Source organism: Kitasatospora cineracea, from assembly GCF_003751605.1.
In the GTDB taxonomy this organism is placed as follows: domain Bacteria; phylum Actinomycetota; class Actinomycetes; order Streptomycetales; family Streptomycetaceae; genus Kitasatospora; species Kitasatospora cineracea.
Genome location: NZ_RJVJ01000002.1, coordinates 413,335 through 428,940, shown reverse-complemented (window position 1 = coordinate 428,940; position 15,606 = coordinate 413,335). Strand labels below are relative to the sequence as shown.

Below are 15,606 nucleotides of genomic sequence, written 5' to 3'. Positions count from 1 at the left end.
AGGTGCCCCGATTTCCGTACGACGAGCGCGACCTGGCGAAGTTCCGGGAGGTCCAGCAGCTGTCCTACCACTGCGCCGAGCAGGTCGCCGCCTGGATCGAACCCGGCGTGACGGAGCGTCAGGCCACCGCCGAGCTGCGCCGCTGCCTGGTGAAGGCCGGCGTGCAGGACTTCTTCCACGTGCCGTTCGCCTGGTTCGGCGACCGCACCGCGTTCCGGCACTTCCACACCCCGCTGCAGTTCTTCGCCGGCTCCCGGGTGCTCACCGAGGGCATGCCGTACGTGCTGGACTGCGCGCCGGTGGTGGACGGCTACACCGCCGACATCGGCTACGGCGGCAAGGTCGGCGAGAACGCCGTCTGGGACCTGCTCGCCAAGGACCTCAAGACCTACCGCGACCTGATCCTGCGCGAGGTCAGGGCCCGCAAGCCGCTCGCCGAGGTGTACGCCGCCGTCGACGCCCAACTCGCCGCGCACGGCTACGACAACCGCCACCAGGTCTACCCGGGCCGGGTGATCGGCCACCAGGTGACCAGGAACACCGCCCGCGGTCCGGCCGGAGTCAACCTGTTCGGCTTCGGAGTGCGTACGCTGCAGACCCTCGGACGCGAACTGGTCAAGGAGCGCCTGGAGGGCAGGTCCCCGCTGTGGGCGGGCGGCCGGGCCTCCCGGCACGCACCGACCCCCGGCCTGTGGGCGGTCGAACCGCACATCGGGTTCCGCGACGTGGGCATCAAGTTCGAGGAACTCCTCGTGGTCACCGACGAGGACGCGTACTGGCTCGACGACGACCTGCCGCACGTGCGGCGCTGGGCACTCCAGGAGGACGCAGCATGACCGGCCGCCGCACCGACACCCGCCGCCGCACCGTCGACTCCGGCGGGCTCGCCCTCGCCGTGTACGAGCAGGGCGACCCCGCCGACCCCACGGTCGTCCTGGTGCACGGCTACCCCGACGACCACTCGGTCTGGGACGACGTCGCCGCCGACCTGGCCGCCGACCACCACGTGGTGCGCTACGACACCCGCGGCTCCGGCGCCTCCGGCGTGCCCGCCACCCGCGAGGACTACCGGCTCGAACTGCTCGGCGAGGACCTGTTCGCCGTCGCCGACGCCGTCAGCCCCGACCGCCCCGTGCACGTCGTCGCGCACGACTGGGGCAGCGTCCAGTCCTGGGAGGCCGTCACCACCCCCGGCGCGTACCGGCGGATCGCCTCCTACACCACCATGTCCGGCCCCTGCCTGGACCACATGGGGTACTGGATCCGGCACCGGCTGCGCCGCCCCACCCCCCGCCACCTGTCCCAACTGCTGCGCCAGGGCGCCCACTCCTGGTACATCGCGCTGTTCCAACTGCCCGTCCTCGCCCCCGCCGCCTGGAAGCTCGGCCTGGCCCGGCTCTGGCCCCGCGTCCTGCGCGACCTGGAAGCCGTCCGCCCCCGGCCCGGCCACCCGCAGGCCACCCTCGCCGAGGACGCCGTGCACGGCATCGAGCTGTACCGGGCCAACATGCGCCCCCGGGTCCGGGCCCCGCGCGAACGGCACACCGAAGTACCGGTCCAGCTGATCACCCTGCAACGCGACCACTACGTCTCCGACTTCCTCTCCGAGGGCCTGGAACGCTGGGTCCCCCGGCTCACCCGCCGCACCCTCAACGCCACCCACTGGTCCGCACTGCTCGAACAGGGCCCCACCGTCGCCGCCCTGGTCCGCGACTTCACCGCCCGCGACCACGGCGCCGCCCGCCAGGAACCCTCCACCGCGGGCGAACTGGTCGTCGTCACCGGCGGCGGCAGCGGCATCGGCCGGGCCACCGCCCTCGCCTTCGCCGACGCGGGCGCCCGGGTCGTGGTCTGCGACCGCGACCTGCCCGCCGCCCAGCGCACCGCCGAACTCTGCGAACTCTCCGGCACCAAGGCCGCCGCCTACCGGGTCGACGTCAGCGACGGCGCCGCCGTCGACGCCTTCGCCCAGCAGGTCGCCACCGAACACGGCGTCCCCGACGTGGTCGTCAACAACGCCGGCATCGGCCACTCCGGCACCTTCCTGCAGACCACCGAGGACGAGTGGCGCCGCGTCCTGGACGTCAACCTGTGGGGCGTCATCCACGGCTGCCGCGCCTTCGGCCGGCTCATGGTCGACCGCGGTACGGGGGGCCACCTGGTCAACCTCGCCTCCGCCGCCGCCTACCTGCCCGCCAAGCAGCTCGCCGCGTACGCCACCTCCAAGTCCGCCGTCTTCATGCTCTCCGACTGCCTGCGCGCCGAACTAGCCCCGCACCGCATCGGCGTCTCCACCATCTGCCCCGGCATCGTCAACACCAACATCACCCGCACCACCACCTTCTCCGGCCTCGACGACGACGCCCTCGCCGCCAAGCAGGCCAAGGTCTCCAAGCTCTACGCCCGCCGGGGCTTCCCCCCGGAGAAGGTCGCCGCCGAGATCCTCCGCGCCGTCCGCACCCGCAAGCCCGTCGTCCCCGTCACCTTCGAAGCCAAGGCCGCCCGCCTCCTCGGCCGCCTCAGCCCCGCCCTCCTGCGCAAGGCCGCCCGGATCAACGCGGGCTGAACACCCTGCGACAGCAGGGGCGCGGGGAACTGCGCGCAGGGGAACGGCACGCGGGCAAGATCCGTGCACGGAGAGCCGGTTGCGGGTGGGCGGAGCCGCTGGGGGTGGCACGCTCCGCAGGGGGCCGCGACCAGGATCCGGGTGCCGGGGGAAGCCGGATCTTTCCGAAGCCCCGTTCCCCTTCGCGCAGTTCCCCGCGCCCCTGGCCTTGCAGCCTTCCGCGCCCCCGGTTGCACCTCCCAGGCTTCGCAGCCTCTCGGGTCCGGAAAAGGAGCTGCGGGAGCATGCCTGACCAGGGCAGACTGCCCGTCATGGAACAGCCGTCCGAAGCCCGCGCAGCCCTTTCGCACGTCGCCGCCCGCAGCAGCGGCGACCCGCTGCCCGCCGGGCTCGACGTCACGCTCAACTTCCACCCGGACCGCACCGGTTCCGACGGGATCCCCATCCTGGCCGCGATGGCCCGCGACGGCGCCTACCGCTCCCAGTTCAGCACCGGCACCAGCAACGGCGGTCTCACCGCCCACCCCGGCGGCGACCGCTGGAAGTGGGAGAGCCGGATCTTCGGCGGCGCCTACGACGGGGCCCCGGCCGAGCGCCGTCCCGTCTACGGCGCGCTCAACTACCGGCGCAGCCCCTACGGCGGCGCCCCCCGCTTCGGATCCGCGCACTTCCGGCTGATGCCCGGCACCCTGCACCGGGCCACCTTCTGCTACCCCGACAGCGTCTTCGAGCCCGAGGACTTCGGCACCGCCGACGCCATGCCGCTGCTCGCGGTCGCCGAGGCCGACGAGCAGGACGCCCTGGACGACTGCATCGAGGCCCACCTGCACGGCCCCGTCCGGTTCGACGCGCACGTCGCCGCCCTCGTCCTCGACCCGTGCTACCGCGGCACCGAGGTCGAGACCGCCGCCCGCGCCCTGCCCTGCCCCGTCGAATGGCACCCCGGCCACCGCCTCCCCGCCGCCGACCTGCCCCGGCACGCCGACTACCGCGGCCCGCACGTCACCGCGCTCGCCGCCGCGATCGCCCGCGACGGGGTGCTCGACCCGGCGGCGATCGGCGCCGCCGCCCGCACCGGGCAGCACGACCCGCAGCACCTCAAGCAGGTCTGGCACTGCCTGGCCCGGTTCGGCCGCCCCGCGGGCTCGTAGACTGGCCCGCCGTGGACCTGACGACGATGGCCGGACCGCTCGCCTCCTTCGCCCTGGTGGTGGGCCTGCTCACGCTCACCCCGGGCCTCGACACCGCGCTGATCCTGCGCACCGCCGTGCTCGGCCCGCGGCGCCAGGCGTGGGGCGTGGTCCTCGGCGTCCAGACCGGCACCCTGATCTGGGGCACCGCCTCCGCCGCCGGGATCAGCGTGCTGCTCACCGCCTCCCGCCTCGCCTACGAGACGCTGCGCTGGGCGGGCGTCTGCTACCTGCTGTGGATGGGCGTGCAGATGCTCCGCCGCCGCCCGCAACCGGACCACCCCGCCGACGAGGACAGCGCGGAGCGCCCCGGCGGTTGGTGGGCCGGCTGGCGGCGCGGGACGCTCACCAACCTGCTCAACCCCAAGGTCGGTGTCTTCTACATCGCCGTCCTGCCCCCGTTCATCCCGGCCGGCGCCCCGCACCTGGCGGCCGGCGTCCTGCTCACCTCCGTCCACGTGGCCGAGGGCCTGCTCTGGTCCGCCGCCCTGATCGCCTTCGCCCGCACCCTGCGCACCCGCCTGCGCCGTCCCTCCGTCCGCCGCCTGCTCGACCGCGCCACCGGCGTCGCCGTCCTCGGCTTCGGTGCGAAACTCGCCCTCGGCGACTGACCGCCGCGGCCCCGGGCCGCGGCGGCACCCGCCGGCTCAGCCCCTCAGCTTCTCGATCCCGGCCCGCAGTTCGTCCGCCGACATGCACGGCGTCACCGTGACCTTGGCCCCGAGCTGCATCCACAGCGGCTCCATGGTGGCGACCAGCGAGGACTCCTGGTCCACGTCCACCACGAGGGTGAACCCCCGGTGGCCGTTCAGCGGGTAGAAGTACGCCGCCTCCGGCCGCAACTGCTCCATCATCCGGCCCATCATCTCGGGCATCTGCCCGCTGGTGACCAGCTCGTTGGACTTCTCGGTGTCGATCTCCGCGACGATCAGGGTTCGCATCGCACGCCTCCCGGGCCTCTCAGGGCTTCCGCGAACCGTTCCATTCTCCTGCCCCCGCCCGCCCCGGTCGCGGTGGAACGTCCACCCCGCCCGGAGGCCCGGCGCCGCTACCCGGGGGCCGGACGGAGGCGGGCGTGGCGGCGGCCCTCGGCCGGGTGCCGCTCCAGCCGCGGGGCGGGTAGCTGACGGGGCGTCAGGAGGTCGCAGGGCGGGGCGCACGAGGCGCACGCGGCGGTGATCGATGTGCTTCCTGATGAGTCGTCAATTTTCTTGTACGGCACCGCGGATGTTCGTATTCCGCTTACCATTCGGCCAAAAGGGGTGCGTCCTGCGCCGTTCCGGTGATCCTTCCGCGGCGGTCCGGCGCGCCTTCCGGAGCGACGACGAGAGCAGGGCATGACCCAGACAGAGCAACAGACCAGGGCGCCCGTACCGGGCGCCGGTCGGCGGCGGGCCGAACGGGCCGCCGCCGTGGTGGCGGCCTTCGCGGCGGCCACCGCCGTCGCCGCCCCCTCGGCCTCGCCCGCCCCGGCGGACGGGTCGGTGACGGTGCGGGTGGTGCGGGCGGTGGACGAGAGCGGGACGTGGAGTCCGGCGCTGGAGCCGGGCCTGGCCGGGGTGACGGTGACGTTGACCGGCGAGGACGGCGGGGTGCGGACCGGGGTGACGGCGGCCGACGGCACGGTGACCCTCAAGCCCGCCAAGGACACCGCGAGCGGCAAGTACCGCGTCGAGGTGGTCAACCCGCAGCCGGGCGTGCTGTACCCGGCGTTCGCGGCCCGAGAGGGCCTGGCGGGGGCGCCGAACAAGCTGAGCAGCAACGAGGAGTTCGTCGACCTCTCCGCGGGCAAGCAGGCCACCCTGACCACCGGCCTGTGGAACCCGTCCGACTACTGCCAGCGCAACGCCCCGCTGGCCACCGCCTGCCAGCCGCCGATCGGCGCCCCGGCGGGCCAGCACACCCTGCTGACCTTCCCGTACGAGGCGCGCGGCGTGAACAAGGACGTCACGGACATCGGCACCAGCGGCGAGACCGGGAACGTCTTCGGCATCGCCTGGAACCGCGACGACCAGCGGCTGTTCAGCTCCGCCCAGGCCAAGCGCGCCACCGCGTACGGCCCCGGCGGCCCGGGCGCGATCTACGTCACCGACCCGGCGAAGAAGACCACCTCGCTGTTCGCCACCGTCCCGAACGCGGGCAGCACCGCCCACGCCGGCGGCGACGACGCGGCGTTCCTGCCGGCCGTCGGCAAGGAGAGCCTCGGCGGGCTGAAGCTCACCGAGGACGGCCGCGACCTGTACGTGGTCAACCTGCACGACCGCAAGCTGTACCGGTACGACGCCACCGCGCCGACCGCGTCCGCGCCCAAGGCCGTGTACCCCATCCCGTCCGGCGGCTGCCCGTCGGCCGACGACTGGCGCCCGTACGGCCTGGGCATGCAGGACGGGGTCGGCTACGTCGGCGGCGTCTGCTCCGGCCAGTCCACCGGGAAGATCACCGACCTGCGGGCCGTCGTGCTGCCCTTCGACCCGGCCACCGGCGCCTTCGCGGCGGCGGTCCTGGACCAGCCGCTCGACCACCGGGGCACCCCGGCGAACATCTGCGCGGGCTACTACTGGTACCCGTGGCAGGACGACCAGCCGCTGCAGAACGGCCAGGTCTGCGGCCTCAACCCCGAGCCCGAGCTCGGCGAGGTCGGCTTCGAGACCGACGGTTCGATGCTGCTGTCCTTCCGCGACCGGTACGCCGACCAGGCCGCCGCCGCCCCGCCGGACGGGCAGCCGTTCCCGCCCGGCTTCGTCTACGTGCTGGCCTCGGCCGACCTCAACAAGGCCTGCAGGTCCGGCGGCACGTACGTGCTGGACGTCAACCTCGGCTGCGGGGAGACCGTCCGCAACAAGGGCTTCTTCGACCTGAGCCGGCCCTACCCCGGCGGGCACCCGTACCCGACGTTCGCGGGCATGGCGCTGTCCCGGGTGGAGAGTTCGATCGCCACCTCCGGCTACGACGTGTCCAACAACATCGTCACCGCCGGCACCATGTTCACCCTGCGCACCGGCGCACCCGACCCCGGGTTCGGCCAGGAGCTGTCCGACGGCCGCTCACGCTTCGGCAAGGGCGCCGCGATGGCCGACCTCGAAGTGCTCTGCGACCGCGCCCCGCTGCAGATCGGCAACCGGGTCTGGTACGACCCCGAGCGCTCCGGGCAGCAACTCCCGCAGCAGCAGCCCGTCCCCGGCGCGACCGTCCACCTGTACGACGCGGACGGCAAGCTGGTCGGCACCACCACGACCACGGCGCGCGGCGAGTACTACTTCGACGACACCGATGTCACCGGCGGCCTCAAGCCGAGGACCGGCTACACCATCCGGCTCGACAACCCCGCCGACTACGCCAAGGGCGGCCCGCTGTACCACTGGGTCCCGACCAAGGACAACGTCGGCGGCAACCGCCTGACCGACTCCGACGGCACCGTCCCCAAGGGCGGCACCTACGTGGAGCGGGTGCTCACCACCGGCGGGCCCGGCCAGGACGACCACAGCTTCGACTTCGGTTTCAGCCGCCAGCAGGGCGCGCTGCGCCTGGTCAAGCACGACCAGGACGGCAAGCCGCTGCCCGGCGCGGTCTTCCAGCTGTGGCGCGAGTCGAACGGCACCGACGGCCTGCAGACCGACGGCGCCAAGCCCGACGCCGAGGTCGGCGACCCGTGCACCACCGGCGAGGACGGCACCTGCACCCAGCAGGCCGACCTCGGCACCTACTACTGGCAGGAGGTCAGCCCGCCCAAGGGCTACCGGGCCCCCGAGCAGCCGGTCCTCGGACCGGTCGTGCTGGACGACGCGCACCTGGACGCCGGCATCACCACCACCGCCGTCAACACCCTCGTCCCGCCGCCCAGCCCGAGCCCCACGCCCACCCCGACCCCGGCCCCGACGCCTACCCCGGTCGTGCCCGCACCGCCGCAGGCCCGCCCGGCGCCCTCCGGCAGCCTCGCCAGCACCGGCATGGACGGGGCCGTCCCGTTCGCGCTGGCCGGCGGCGCGCTGCTGCTGGTGCTCGGCACCGGCCTGGTGATCGTGGCGAGGAGGCGCCGCAGCAGCTGATCCGACGTCACACCGGGGGCCCCGGGCGTCAACCCGGGGCCCCCGCCCGTGAGAACGCCGCACGCGCACCGCGCGCGGGACGTCCGTGAACCCCGCACCGAGCGCCGGATGTCCGTGAACCCCCAGCAGAGGAAGCCGTGGCAACGCAGAAGAAGAACCGCCGCCGGTACGCCGTCGCGGCCGTGGTGGCCGCCGTCCTGGTCGCCGCCGGCGGGGTGACGGCCTGGCAGGTGTCCGGCCGGGACGGCGGCAGCCGTCCGCTCAGCACCGAGGAGGCGTCCCGGCTCGCGCTCTCCCGGTTCACCCTGTACGGGGCGAGCCCGGTCCGGGTCGCGCTCACCGCCGACGAGGGCGGCGGGACGGTGGTCGAGGTGCACGGCGTCATCGACTACCGGACCAGGCACGCCGCCGGCAGCTACCGGGTGCGCGGACCCCAGGGGGTGCTGGACGAGGGACTGGTGGTCTGGGACACCGGCGGCCTCGGCCTGGCCAAGGCCCCCGCCGGGGCGGCCGGACAGCCCTGGGAGCAGGCCGAGCACGTCCCGCGCACCGGCTGGGCCTCCCGCAGCTACGGCAGCGACCCGCTGGACGCCGGACTGGACCTGGCGGTCCAACTCGGCGCCGACCGCCCCGACAACCCGCTGCTGCTCGCCCAGGCCGGCCCCCGCTGGCTCGGCCGCGACCGGATCGACGGCCGCGAGCACGACCGGATCTCCGGCCCCCGCCCGCGCGACGCCGCCACCACCGCGGCGGCCACCGGCGACGGCACCTCGCCGCTCACCTACTGGATCGACGCCGAGGGCGGCCTGCGCCGGGTCACCATGCGGATGGCGGGCATCGGCACCCCCGCCACCCTCGACTTCGAGGGCAAGCGGGACGGGGCGAAGCTCCCCGAGGCGCCCTGGGCGACGGCGGGCTGAGCCGGTGCCACCTCCGGCTGACGCGACGTCAGGAGCGCGACGGCACGCCGAACCGGTGCCCGGACCGCGGCACGCCGAACCGGTGCCCGGACCGCGGCACGCCGAACCGGTGCCCGGACCACGGCACGCCGAGTCGGCGTCAGGAGTCCGACGGCAGCGGGTAGGCGTCCGGGTCGACCTTGCCGGGCAGGTCGACGGCGGGCACCGCCGGGGCGTGCGGGTCGGCCAGCGAGGGCTGCGCGGGCGGCACCGGCACGGCGTTGAACGCCGTCCCCGGCGGGGCCTGCACGCCCGCCGCGCGCCCGGCCGGGACGCGGCCCGCGCCGGTCGCGTCGCAGGCCGCCAACCGCTCCAGCCCGTCCGGGCTCTGCGTCGAGGGCCCGTTGCCGGTGAAGCAGTTGCCCGGGTCGGCGGCCGAACTGACCAGGTCCACCCCGTTGCCGGTGACCTTGTTCCCGGTGACCCGGTTGCCGGACGCCGGGTGCCCCGGCGGGTCGGTCACCACCACGCCCGCCGCCCGGTTGCCGCGCACCAGGTTGCGCTCCACCCGGTTGCCGGTGCCGCCGCCGATCCCGATGCCGATCCCGAAGCCGCCGTCGGCCTGCTCCGGCGAGTCCGCCGCGTTGTTGTCCGCCACCACGTTGCCCGCGATCACCGCGGCGTGCTGCGGCGCCAACGACTCCAGGTCGTTGGAGTTGACCGTCACCCCGACCCGGTTGCCCACCACCCGGTTGCCCACCACGGTCAGGTTCTCCGACGCGTTGGTGATCTCGATCCCGACCGCGTTGCGCTCCACCGTGTTGCCCCGCACCAGGGTGTCGCACGGCTTGCACTGCCCGACGTAGATCCCCGAATCGGCCTGCCCGGACGCGTACGACTCCTCGATGACCCCGCCCCGCGCGTCGAACGCGTAGATGCCGTACAGCGCGTTCCCGTACGCCGTCACCCGGGTCGCCCGGAAGCCCTGCACGGCGGGGAAGCGGGTGGTGTCCAGCGGGTCGTACGCGGAGCCGCCCGCGCCGTGCCGCTGCAGCTTCTCGTCGGTGACGCCGGTGAACAGCACGCCGTTGGCCAGGTAGCCGTGCACGGTCAGGTTCTCCACCACGCTGCCCGCGCCGGTCGCGGTGATCCCGTTGACCAGCTTCAGCCCGCCGTCGAACACCACCGCGCCCCGGTCCGTCCCGCGCAGCACCACCCGGGGCTTGGTGATCCGCACGCTCTCCCGGTACGTGCCCGGGCCGACCAGCACCAGGTCGCCCGGGTTCGCGGTGTCCACCGCCCGCTGCACCGTCGGGAAGTCCTCCGGCACCCGCAGCACCGTCCCCGGCGGATGGCGGTCGGCGGACGTGCCGCCGCCCCCGCCCGAGGAGCAGCCGGCCGCGGCCGGGAGCAGCAGCAGCGCCGCACCGAGCAGCAGCCGGGCCGTCCGGCGCTGACGGTGCATCAACCGTGAAGAGGAGAGGAGGAGTTGCATGAAACGTGTTCTATCGTCTGCAATGGCCGCCATGCACACCGAACGGGCGAACCCGCAGGACACCGCCGCCCCCGCCCGCCCCCGGATCGACCGCCGGTCCCTGCTCACCGCCGGAGCCGCGCTCGCCGCCGGAGCCGGCGCCGCGACCGTCCTCACCCGCGAGGACCGGCCCGGCCCCGCCGCCGCCCCGCCGCCCCCCGGGCCCGTCCCGTTCCACGGCGCCCGGCAGTCCGGCGTCCTGCACCGCCAGCTCCCCGCCACCCGGCTGCTCGCCCTCGACCTGCCCGCCGCCACCGACCGGGCCGCGCTGCGCACCCTGCTCGCCGCCGCGAGCGACGTCCTCGCCCGGGCCGCGGACGGCGGCCTCGCCGACCCCCGGCTGACCGGCGCCCCGCCCGCCACCTCGCTCGCCGCGATCGGCCCGGCCCTCGCCGCCCGCCTCCACCTGCCCGCCCCCGCCGCCCTCGCCGAACTCCCCGCCTTCCCCGGCGACCGCCTCGACCCGGCCCGCAGCGGCGGCGACCTGCTGCTCCAGGTCAGCGCCGAACAGCCCTGGACCACCGGCATCCTCACCGAGCACCTCCTCGCGGCCGCCACCGCCGCGGGCGCCACCCTCCGCTGGCACCAGGCCGGTTTCCTGCCCCCCGCCCCCGACGGGCAGACCCCGCGCAACCTCTTCGGTTTCAAGGACGGCACCGCCAACCCCGACCCCGCCGACCCCGCCCTCTGGCAGCAGGACGGCACCGTCCTGGTCTACCGCCGGATCCGGATGGACACCGCCGCCTTCGCCGCCCTCCCCGCCGACGGCCGCGACCTCGCGACGGGCCGCCGCGCCGACACCGGCGCCCCGCTCACCGGCACCGCCGAACACGACGACCCCGACATCTACGCCAAGCACCCCGACGGCTCCTACGTCATCCCCGCCACCGCCCACGTCCGCCTCAGCAGCCCCCGCCTCGACGGCGGCGCCCGGATGCTCCGCCGCGGCTGGTCCTACGACGACACCCCCACCGACCGCGGCCTCCTCTTCCTCGCCTTCATGCCCGACCCCGCCCTCTTCACCCGCGTCCAGACCCGCCTCGCCGAACGCGACGCGCTCACCCCGTTCCTGACGCACACGGCCTCGGCGGTCGGCTGGGTCCTCCCGGGCGCGCGGGAGGGCGGGACGCTGGGGGAGGGGCTGTGACTGATCGTTCCAGAATGATCGCGAGAGGGTCCGGCCAGCTGGGGGGCTGCCGATCAATGCGCGAGTCGGCCGAAGACGACGAGGACTTCCTGGACGGCGGAGGGCGGGTGCCGGCTGGGTCGGGCTCCGCCCATCGGGTGAATCCCGGCCTCGCCCCGAGTCCGGCCAATTGATGGACTGTCAGGATCTCCCTGCATGCGAACCACTACGGCGACCAGGGATGTACTGATGACCGAGAACCCGCAAGAGATCCGCACGGAGCGCCCCCAGCAGCCGAACGAGCCCGGTCCGTACGATGTCGTGCTCGCACGGGGGCGAGTGGTCGACCCCGAGACGGGCACCGACAAGGTCCTCGATGTGGGGATCACCGGGGAGCGGATCGCGGCGATCTCGGCCGAACCACTGGAGGGCGAGACGGTGATCGACGCCACGGGCCTGGTCGTCGCCCCCGGGTTCATCGACCTCCACGCCCACGGCCAGCAGCTGCCCGCCGCGTGGATGCAGGCCTTCGACGGGGTGACCACCGCGCTCGAACTGGAGTCGGGACTCCTGCCGATCGCGGACTTCTACGACCAGGTGGCCGCCGAGGGCCGCCCGATCAACTACGGCGCCTCCGCCGCGTGGACGTACGCGCGCATCGCGGAGAAGGAGAAGGACTTGGCGCCCCCCAAGGCCGAACTGACCTGGTTCCAGAAGGCGTTCGAGCGCGACGGCTGGCAGCAGAGCCTGGCCGACGAGGAGGAGGTGAAGCGCATCATCGCCGGCGTCGAGGAAGGGCTGGACCAGGGGGCCCTGGGCATCGGCATCAACGGCGGCTACGCGCCCGGCTACGGCCGCAAGGAGTACCACGCACTCGCCCAGCTCGCCGCCAGGCACGGCGTGCCGACCTTCACCCACATCCGCTACCTCTCCGTCCAGGAGCCGGACAGCGGCTTCGAAGGACTCGGCGAACTCATCTCCCTCGCCGCGGCGACCGGCGCGCACATGCACATCTGCCACCTCAACAGCGTCGCCGGCCGGGACGTCAAAGCCTGCGTGGAACTCGTCACCGAAGCCCAGGAACGCGGTCTGCCGATCACCGTCGAGGCCTACCCCTACGGCGCGTGCTCCAGCACCGTGGGCGCCGAGGTCTTCAAGAACGACTGGCTCGCACGCTGGGGCGTGGACGACGCCTCCGCGATGGAGTACAACGGCGAACCCCTGACCCAGGAGAGGATCGACGAACTGCAGAAGGAGGACCCCGGCGCCGTCATCGTGATGCACTTCCTGCACCCGGACGACAACGCCGAGGACGCCGAGATGCTCGACCTCTCCGTCCTGCACCCCGGGGCCGCGATCGCCTCCGACGCGATGCCGTGGGCACGCAAGGACGGCACGATCATCGAGGGCGACGCCTGGCCGCTGCCCGACGACGCCTTCGCCCACCCGCGTTCGGCCGGCTGCTACGCCCGCTTCCTCGCGGGCTGGGCCCGCGGCGGCCGCGAGCGCACCGAGCCCAAGCTGACGCTGGTCGAGGCGATCCGCAAGACGAGCCTCATCCCCGCGCAGATCCTGGAGAAGGCCGTGCCCCAGATGCGCAGCAAGGGCCGCGTCCAGGTCGGCGCGGACGCCGACATCGTCGTGTTCGACCTCGCCACCGTGCAGGACAACGCCACCTTCACCGAGCCCGCGCAACGCTCCACCGGCTTCCAGCACGTGATCGTGAACGGCACCCCGATCATCCAGGACGGCAAGGAGATCCTGGAGGCGCGCCCCGGCCGCCCGATCCGCCGCCCCACGGCGCCGAAGGCATCGGTGTAACCGGCCACCACAGAACGAGCCGAACCGCAGGACCTGCCCTCGGCGATCTCGGTCGGCAGGGTATCCGGGTGCGTGCTGATCCTGCCCCGGACGACCGGTGGGAGCGGGTGGCGTCACTGCTGCCACCCGCTCCCGAACGACGCCACCGCCGCCTGCTGGACGCGATCCCGCGAATCCGGGGCCTGCGCGGACGGCCACGACACCGGCCGCGCAGGCTCTTCGCCGACCGCGGCTACGGCTGCGACAAGTACCGCCGCATCCTCCGGCGCCGCGGCATCACCCCCAGGATCGCCCGGCGCGGCATCGCCCACGGCTCCGGACTCGGCAAGACCCGTTGGGCGGTCGAGCGGACCTTCGCCTGGCTGCACCAGTTCAAGCGCCTGCGGATCCGCTACGAGACACACGCCGACCTTCACCTGGGCCTGCTCCAACTCGCCTGCGGCATCATCTGCCTGAGGAAGCTCCGAACCTCATTCTGAAATGATCAGTAAGTGCGCTGGTCACGGCGGTGCGCCCGGAGGTCGGTCGGGGATCGACACGGGGGGCGCTGACCCCGATCATCAGCTGCCATGATCATTGCTGAGGATGTGGCGGAGCCCGGAATACCCGTGGCCGGGTTCGTGGTGGGCTGGATGTTCGTGGCGGTGGTCATCGTCCACGGGCTGGTGCTGGTCACCGATTTCCGCGGTGTCCGCACGCGGCTCGCCACCCGCTGGACCGCGCTGCTCGAACGCTCCCGGCTCACCGGGAGCCCGACCCCGGTACTCGCCCCGCTCTTCGCCCGGCACGGGATCGCCTACGGCGTGGCCTCGCTGGCCGCCGGTGCCCTCACCGCGGCGATCCTGGTGCTGCTGGCGCTCCACCCCGTCGTGGAGTGACGCTCCCCGGTGCGGAGGCCCGGGTTGTCGGTCCCGGGTGCCAGCCTGAGCCCATGGACGAACGCGACAGCGAGCAGTTGCTGCGGGGCCGGGTCTACGGCGCGGACCACGACGACCCCGGCCCCCGGCCGGGCCGGGCGTACCGGGAGTTGGTCGGGGGGCCGTTGGACGGGCTGCTGCTGGACGTCACGGGCTGGGCGGCCGACACCCTCGCGGACGGCGCCGACCTGCCCACCCACCTGGGGCGTTACGGCGGGGCCGGTACCTCCCGGTACGCGCCGCGGGCGGCGGATCCGCGGCGGTGGGACTGGGGCGGGGACAGCCGGTAGGGGTTCTCAGGCCGCGTGCGGGGAGCCGGGGTCGGCGGTGAGGTCGTGGTGGATCGGGCCGCCGGTGGCGGAGAGCGGGAGGCAGGAGCCGCCGCGGGTCTCGGCGACGAGCTGGGCGGCGATGGAGACGGCGGTCTCCTCGGGGGTGCGGGCGCCGAGGTCGAGGCCGATGGGGGAGTGCAGGCGGGCCAACTCGGTTTCGGTGAGGCCGACTTCGCGCAGCCGGGCGTTGCGGTCGCGGTGGGTGCGGCGGGAGCCCATCGCGCCGACGTAGCCGACCGGTAGGCGCAGGGCGCGCTCCAGCAGCGGGATGTCGAACTTGGCGTCGTGGGTCAGGACGCACAGCACGCTGCGGCCGTCGAGCCGCTCCAGCTGGGTGTCGAGGTAGCGGTGCGGCCAGTCGACGACGAGCTCGTCGGCCTCGGGGAAGCGGCGCTCGGTGGCGAAGACCGGCCGGGCGTCGCAGACGGTGACGTGGTAGCCGAGGAACTTGCCGATCCGCACGACGGCCGAGGCGAAGTCGATCGCGCCGAAGACCAGCATCCGCGGCGGCGGCACGTACGCCTCGACGAAGACGGTGACGGTGTGCTCGGCGGACGGGTCGCAGGGCCGCCCGTCCAGGCCGAGGACCAGCCGGCCGGTGCGCCCGGCGGAGAGCATCGCGCGGGCCTCGGCGACGGCGGCGCGCTCCAGCCGGAAGGAGGCGAAGGTGCCGTGGTGGGCGTCGGCGGTGACGGCGACGGTGCCGCCGAGCAGCGCGGGCGGGCCGTCGACGATCCGGGCGACCGCGACGGGCGTGCCGGAGGCGGTGTAGGCGACGGCCGCGTCCAGGCCGGGGTCCGCGCCGGGGACGACCGGCTGGACGAAGACGTCGAGCAGGCCGCCGCAGGTCAGGCCGACGGCGAAGGCGTCCTCGTCGCTGTAGCCGAAGCGTTCCAGGACGGGCGTGCCGGTCTCCAGCGCGGTGCGGCACAGCTCGTACACGGCGCCCTCGACGCAGCCGCCGGAGACCGAGCCGACCGCCTCGCCGTCCGCGTCGACGGCCAGCGCGGCGCCCGGGTCGCGCGGGGCGGAGCCGGAGACGCCGACCACGGTGGCCACCGCGAAGGGGCGTCCGGCGGCGTGCCAGGTGTGCAGCTGGGCGGCGATGTCGTGCACGGGTTGCTCCTCGCAGCGGGACGGCGCCGCCCCGCCGGGGGGTCCGGCGGGGCGGCGGG

Annotated in this window: 13 protein-coding genes and 1 pseudogene; 11 read left to right on the top strand and 3 right to left on the bottom strand. The window is 74.2% G+C overall.

What is annotated here, in order from left to right; all coding sequences use genetic code 11:
* Positions 1 to 2 precede the first annotated feature (2 nt).
* From EDD39_RS28400 to EDD39_RS28385, 4 genes are all read left to right on the top strand, one after another.
* Positions 3 to 836 carry a M24 family metallopeptidase gene (locus tag EDD39_RS28400; RefSeq protein ID WP_244257334.1) on the top strand — a complete coding sequence of 278 codons (834 nt, stop codon included), beginning with the start codon at positions 3 to 5 and terminating at the stop codon, positions 834 to 836.
* Positions 833 to 2,566 carry an SDR family oxidoreductase gene (locus EDD39_RS28395; protein ID WP_123561532.1) on the top strand — a complete coding sequence of 578 codons (1,734 nt, stop codon included), beginning with the start codon at positions 833 to 835 and terminating at the stop codon, positions 2,564 to 2,566. Before EDD39_RS28400 ends, EDD39_RS28395 begins: the two co-directional genes overlap by 4 nt.
* A gap of 311 nt (positions 2,567 to 2,877) precedes the next feature.
* The gene (locus EDD39_RS28390) at positions 2,878 to 3,717 is read left to right on the top strand and encodes a DUF3626 domain-containing protein (RefSeq protein ID WP_244257333.1); all 840 of its coding nucleotides are present in this window, start codon (positions 2,878 to 2,880) and stop codon (positions 3,715 to 3,717) included.
* Between the two features lie 26 nt (positions 3,718 to 3,743).
* Positions 3,744 to 4,367: a LysE family translocator gene (locus tag EDD39_RS28385; RefSeq protein ID WP_123561528.1), complete on the top strand. Its 624-nt coding sequence runs from the start codon at positions 3,744 to 3,746 to the stop codon at positions 4,365 to 4,367.
* 36 nt (positions 4,368 to 4,403) lie between these two features.
* Here the strand turns inward: EDD39_RS28385 and EDD39_RS28380 are convergent, their stop codons facing one another.
* Positions 4,404 to 4,697: a hypothetical protein gene (locus EDD39_RS28380; RefSeq protein WP_123561526.1), complete on the bottom strand. Its 294-nt coding sequence runs from the start codon at positions 4,695 to 4,697 to the stop codon at positions 4,404 to 4,406.
* Positions 4,698 to 5,093: 396 nt separating this feature from the next.
* On the opposite strand from EDD39_RS28380, the gene EDD39_RS28375 reads away from it, so the two are divergent.
* Together EDD39_RS28375 and EDD39_RS28370 are read left to right on the top strand one after the other, a co-directional pair.
* Positions 5,094 to 7,802 carry an SdrD B-like domain-containing protein gene (locus EDD39_RS28375; RefSeq protein ID WP_123561524.1) on the top strand — a complete coding sequence of 903 codons (2,709 nt, stop codon included), beginning with the start codon at positions 5,094 to 5,096 and terminating at the stop codon, positions 7,800 to 7,802.
* Positions 7,803 to 7,939: 137 nt separating this feature from the next.
* Entirely contained in the window at positions 7,940 to 8,722 is a 783-nt protein-coding gene (locus tag EDD39_RS28370; protein ID WP_208765674.1) for a hypothetical protein, read from the top strand.
* Between the two features lie 139 nt (positions 8,723 to 8,861).
* Here the strand turns inward: EDD39_RS28370 and EDD39_RS28365 are convergent, their stop codons facing one another.
* Positions 8,862 to 10,196, bottom strand: coding sequence for a right-handed parallel beta-helix repeat-containing protein (locus tag EDD39_RS28365; RefSeq protein WP_244257332.1), 1,335 nt, complete (start codon positions 10,194 to 10,196; stop codon positions 8,862 to 8,864).
* Between the two features lie 31 nt (positions 10,197 to 10,227).
* Here EDD39_RS28365 and EDD39_RS28360 point away from each other — a divergent pair, with 31 nt between their 5' ends.
* The 5 genes and pseudogenes from EDD39_RS28360 (at position 10,228) to EDD39_RS28340 (ending at position 14,389) form a co-directional block, all read left to right on the top strand.
* Positions 10,228 to 11,382: a Dyp-type peroxidase gene (locus EDD39_RS28360; protein WP_244257331.1), complete on the top strand. Its 1,155-nt coding sequence runs from the start codon at positions 10,228 to 10,230 to the stop codon at positions 11,380 to 11,382.
* Between the two features lie 228 nt (positions 11,383 to 11,610).
* Positions 11,611 to 13,182, top strand: a complete 1,572-nt coding sequence (locus tag EDD39_RS28355; protein WP_208765673.1) for an amidohydrolase family protein — start codon at positions 11,611 to 11,613, stop codon at positions 13,180 to 13,182.
* A gap of 152 nt (positions 13,183 to 13,334) precedes the next feature.
* Positions 13,335 to 13,661 (top strand): annotated as a pseudogene (locus EDD39_RS28350) (transposase); the annotation flags it as partial.
* Positions 13,662 to 13,790: 129 nt separating this feature from the next.
* Complete coding sequence (locus EDD39_RS28345; RefSeq protein ID WP_123561518.1) at positions 13,791 to 14,060, top strand: hypothetical protein; 270 nt, start codon at positions 13,791 to 13,793, stop codon at positions 14,058 to 14,060.
* Positions 14,061 to 14,113: 53 nt separating this feature from the next.
* The gene (locus EDD39_RS28340) at positions 14,114 to 14,389 is read left to right on the top strand and encodes a hypothetical protein (protein ID WP_123561516.1); all 276 of its coding nucleotides are present in this window, start codon (positions 14,114 to 14,116) and stop codon (positions 14,387 to 14,389) included.
* 6 nt (positions 14,390 to 14,395) lie between these two features.
* Here EDD39_RS28340 and EDD39_RS28335 read toward each other — a convergent pair whose 3' ends face one another.
* Positions 14,396 to 15,547 carry an XdhC family protein gene (locus EDD39_RS28335; RefSeq protein WP_123561514.1) on the bottom strand — a complete coding sequence of 384 codons (1,152 nt, stop codon included), beginning with the start codon at positions 15,545 to 15,547 and terminating at the stop codon, positions 14,396 to 14,398.
* Between the last annotated feature and the right edge of the window lie 59 nt (positions 15,548 to 15,606).